At 63.4% G+C, this 1,104-nt stretch carries 1 pseudogene; it reads right to left on the bottom strand.

The annotated features are described in order from the left end of the window. Positions 1 to 1,104 (bottom strand): annotated as a pseudogene (locus tag A3754_RS02200) (MutS family DNA mismatch repair protein); the annotation flags it as partial.

The following is a 1,104-nucleotide window of genomic DNA, read 5'->3' on the forward strand; positions in this document are numbered from 1 at the left end:
CAGGGTGGAAAGCTGGGTGCGTTCGCGCTCACGGGTTTCAATGTCCACGAGAATAGCTCCGGCGTTTTCGCTGATGGAGCGCAGCTCATCCAGCTCTGCGCTGTAGCCGGGGGCAATCACGCCGCCGTCGCGAATCAGCATGGGCGGGTTTTCAATCACCGCGGTGCCCAGTAATTCCACCTGATTCGGAAAATCACCGATACGCTCGATCAGCTCAAAGAAGCAGTCGGCGGCGGGCAAAGTGCCAATCAACGGCGGTAGCGCCTTGAGGCTGGCATGCAAGCGAGTCAGGTCACGGGGGCGAGCAGAGCGCAGGGCCACCCGGCCGAGGATCCGCTCCATGTCGCCGATGTCATTAAGCACATCGCGGGCAGATTCGAAACACCAGCCCTGGCGCAGAGCGTCGATCTGGTCCTGTCGCTTGGTGAGGGTGGTGCGGTTACGCAAAGGCTGGTGTACCCAGCGTTTGAGCAGGCGCGCGCCCATGGCGGTTTGGGTGCTGTCGAGTACCCAGGCCAAGGTGTGTTGTTCCTGGCCATCCAGGGTTTCGGTCAATTCCAGATTTCGGCGGGTGGCCGCGTCCATGGCCACCGCGTCGTCAAAGCTTTCCACGGCAAGGCCGGTAATGTGCGGCAGCTCACCGCGCTGGGTCTCCTTGGCATAGCCAAGCAGGGCGCCGGCAGCGGCGACCGCCACGGCGGTTGGCTCACCGAAACCGGCCAGATCCTGTACCTGAAATTGCTGACACAACTGACGGCGGGCGGCGTCTTCGTCAAACTCCCAGCCGGGGCGTTTGCGGGTGCCCGGGCGCTCGGCCCAGCGGCCTGGCAGGCCGTGTTCCTCGCTGAGCAGCAGCTCAGCAGGTGACCACCGCTCCAACAGAGCCTGCAGTTGTTCGGCACCTTCTACCTGGGTGACCACAAACCGCCCGGCGGCCAGGTCCAGGCTGGCGCAGCCGTACTGATTATTGTGATCAAAAACCGCGCACAGAAGATTGTCGCGGCGCTCTTCCAGAAGCGCCTCGTCACTCACGGTGCCTGGGGTAACAATGCGCACCACCTTGCGTTCCACCGGCCCCTTGGCCAAGGCGGGGTCACCAATCTG

The sequence above is a fragment of the Alcanivorax sp. HI0083 genome, from assembly GCF_001635175.1.